This is a genomic window from Streptomyces alkaliphilus, from assembly GCF_014141535.1.
In the GTDB taxonomy this organism is placed as follows: domain Bacteria; phylum Actinomycetota; class Actinomycetes; order Streptomycetales; family Streptomycetaceae; genus Streptomyces; species Streptomyces alkaliphilus.
Window position 1 is genome coordinate 1 of record NZ_VKHT01000577.1, and the last position, 3342, is coordinate 3342.

Annotated in this window: 3 protein-coding genes; all 3 read left to right on the forward strand. The window is 71.0% G+C overall.

The annotated features are described in order from the left end of the window. The first annotated feature begins 105 nt into the window (after nt 1-105). Entirely contained in the window at nt 106-1350 is a 1245-nt protein-coding gene (locus FNQ90_RS16900; RefSeq protein WP_182607148.1) for an ABC transporter ATP-binding protein, read from the forward strand. After that, the gene (locus FNQ90_RS16905; RefSeq protein WP_182607149.1) at nt 1347-2327 is read left to right on the forward strand and encodes an ABC transporter permease; all 981 of its coding nucleotides are present in this window, start codon (nt 1347-1349) and stop codon (nt 2325-2327) included. Before FNQ90_RS16900 ends, FNQ90_RS16905 begins: the two co-directional genes overlap by 4 nt. Nucleotides 2328-2329: 2 nt before the next feature. Then, nucleotides 2330-3342, forward strand: a 1013-nt coding sequence (locus tag FNQ90_RS16910) for an ABC transporter permease (protein WP_182607150.1), incomplete at its 3' end; no start/stop codon positions are given.

The following is a 3342-nucleotide window of genomic DNA, read 5'->3' on the forward strand; positions in this document are numbered from 1 at the left end:
GGGGCGGGCCGGGCCCGGGCCCGGCTCCTCCCCCCGCCGGCGTCGTGCCACAGCCGCCGCGAACCGCCGCGTCCCGTGTTCCCGTCCCCCTGGAGCCACCTCGTCATGCAGGAGAAGACCACTCCACCATCCGGAAGTCCCCCCGAAAGCCCTCCCGGCGCCGACCGCGAGGTCGTCCTGGAGGCGCGTCGGCTGACCAAACACTTCCCCGTCCGCCGCTCGGTGCGGGCGCTGCGCCGCGGTGAACGGCCCGTCGTGCACGCGGTGGACGACGTATCGCTGACCCTGCGCCGGGGCGCGGTCACCGCCGTGGTGGGGGAGTCCGGATCCGGGAAGTCCACCGTGGCCCGGCTGTTGGCCCGGCTGTACCCCCTCACCTCGGGCGAGCTGCTGCTGGGGGGAACGGCCGTCCCCCTGCGCGGCGGACGTTCCTTCCGGGCCCACTGCCGGCGGGTGCAGATGATCTTCCAGGACCCCTTCGGGTCGCTGAACCCGGTGCACACCGTGCGCTACCACCTCACCCGGTCCCTGCGCGTCCACGGCCGTGCCGGCAAGGGGGCGGCGGAGACCGAGAGGGCGCTCACCGAACTGCTCGGCCGCGTCCACCTCACCCCCGCCTCCCGCTACCTGGACGTCTTCCCGCACGAACTCTCCGGCGGGCAGCGGCAACGGGTGGCCATCGCCCGGGCCATGGCCGCCGATCCCGAGGTGCTGTTGGCCGACGAACCCGTCTCGATGCTGGACGTCTCCATCCGCCTGGGCATCCTCAATCTGCTGCGCGACCTGAGGGACCGGCTGGACCTGGCGATCCTCTACATCACCCACGACATCGCCTCCGCCCGTTACTTCGCCGACGAGACCCTGGTGATGTACGCCGGGAGGATGGTCGAGGGCGGCGACAGCGAGACCGTGACCCAGCGGCCGGCCCATCCCTACACCCAGCTCCTCGTCGCCTCCGCACCCGACCCCGACCGGATCACCGGCACCGGAGTCGACGTGCCCGTCGGGGAGTCCGACGCCCACGCCACCCCGGCCGGGAGGGACCTCCTCCCGGCCGACACCGGCGCCCCGGTCGACACCGAGGACCCGCTCTCCCGGGACCGGGGCACCGGTGAACCGCCGAGCCTGATCTCACCGCCCGCCGGCTGCCGCTTCCACCCGCGCTGCCCCTTCGCCATGGAGCGCTGCCGCACCGAGCTCCCGCCCCGCTTCGACCTCCCCGAGCCGGGCCACTGGGCCGCCTGCTGGCTGCACGCCCCGACCACCGGCGAGGGGGAGGCCACGGGGGCGGACGCCGCGGCCGGCACCCCGCGGGAGACCGTCGGCCCGGGAACGGGGGCGGCGTCGTGAAGTTCGTCCTCCGGCGCCTGGCGTTCTACCTCCTCACCGCCTGGGCCGCCATCACCATCAACTTCCTCATCCCGCGCCTGATGCCGGGCGACCCGGTGCAGTCGCTGATCAACCGGTTCCAGGGGCAGCTCAGCAGTAGGGCCATCGATTCCCTGCGCACCCTCTTCGGCCTGGACGAGGAACGCTCCCTGTGGCAGCAGTACCTCGACTACCTGGGGAACATCTTCACCGGGGACCTGGGAACCTCCTTCACCTACTTCCCCACCGGGGTCTCCGAGATCCTCGCCCAGAGCCTGCCGTGGACCCTCGCCCTGATGGGCATCACCACCCTGCTCGCGTTCGTACTGGGCACCGCCATCGGCATCCACGCCGGCTGGCGCCGGGGCTCCTGGCTGGACGGCATGTTGCCGCTGACCACCTTCTTCTCCTCCATCCCCTACTTCTGGCTCGGGCTGATCGCCATCGCGGTGTTCGCGGTGCAGTGGCCGGTCTTCCCGGCCTCCGGAGGCTTCGACAATTCCCTGGTGCCCGCGTTCAGCGCCGAGTTCATCGGCAGCGCGCTCCACCACGGCATCCTGCCCGGCATCACGATCATCGTCAGCGCGGTCGCCGGCTGGATCCTCGGGATGCGCAACATGATGGTGACCGTCTCCTCCGAGGACTACGTCCTCGTGGGGCAGGCCAAGGGACTCACCGAGCGCCGGGTGATGTACGCCTACGCGGCCCGCAACGCGATCCTGCCGAACATCTCCAACTTCGCGCTCTCCCTGGGCTTCATCGTCGGCGGCACCCTGCTGGTGGAGATGGTCTTCTCCTATCCCGGCATCGGCTACGTCCTCTTCCAGGCCGTGGCCGCCAACGACTACCCGCTGATGCAGGGTGTCTTCCTCATCATCACGCTGGCCGTTCTGGTGGCCAACCTCCTGGCCGACGTGGCCTACCTGCTGCTCGACCCGCGCACCCGACGGGAGGCCTGACCATGGGTGTCCAACCCGCCGCCGAGGCGCAGGCGACCACCGCCCCGGCTCCCGCCCCGCGCCGGGACCGCCTGCGGTTCCTGCGCAACCGCAAGACGATGGTCGGCCTGACGATCCTCGGGATCTTCGTCCTCATCGCGATCGCCGGTCCCTGGCTCGCCCCCCACGACCCCTCGGCACGAGGGCCCGAGATCCTTCAACCCCCCTCATGGACGCACCCGTTCGGGACCACTCAGACCGGTCAGGACATCTTCTCCCAGATCCTGGTGGGCACCCGGGGCGTCCTGGTGGTGGGATTCACCGCCGCGCTGATCGCCGGAGTGCTCTCGGTCCTGGTCGGGGTCACCGCCGGATACCTCGGTGGAGCGGGCGACGACGTGCTCTCCTCGGTCAGCAACGTCTTCCTGGTCCTTCCCGGCCTGCCGCTGATCATCATCATCGCGAGCTTCCTGCCCGACAGCAGCGACCTGGCGATCGCCGCCGTCATCGGTCTGACCGGCTGGGCGTGGGGGGCGCGGGTCCTGCGGGCCCAAACCCTCTCGCTGCGCAACCGGGACTGGGTCCAGGCGGCCCGGGCCTCCGGGGAGTCGACCTGGCGGATCATCGTCTTCGAACTGCTGCCCAACCTCACCGCCGTCATCGCCTCCGGCTTCATCGGCACCGTCATCTTCGCGGTGCTCTCCAACATCACCCTCGCCTTCATCGGCGTCGCCGACATCTCGCACTGGAACTGGGGCACCGTCCTGTTCTGGGCGCAGAGCAACCAGGCACTCGCCCAGGGCGCCTGGTGGTGGTTCGTACCCGCCGGGTTGTGCATCGCCCTGTTGGGTACCGCCCTGGCACTGATCAACTTCGGCATCGACGAGTTCGTCAATCCCCGCCTGCGCACCTCCGGCCCCCGGGACCGGAGGGTACGGATGCGGATCGGCTTCACACCGGTGGTGCGTTCCGTCCTCCCGGCGGGCACCCCCGCCGGGGGGACGGAGCCCACCGTCCCGTCCCCACCGCCGGAGGC

What these genes read in the sequence shown, in the direction of transcription:
- FNQ90_RS16900 (WP_182607148.1), top strand. Translation starts at nt 106, where the DNA reads ATGCAGGAGAAGACCACTCCACCATCCGGAAGTCCCCCCGAAAGCCCT.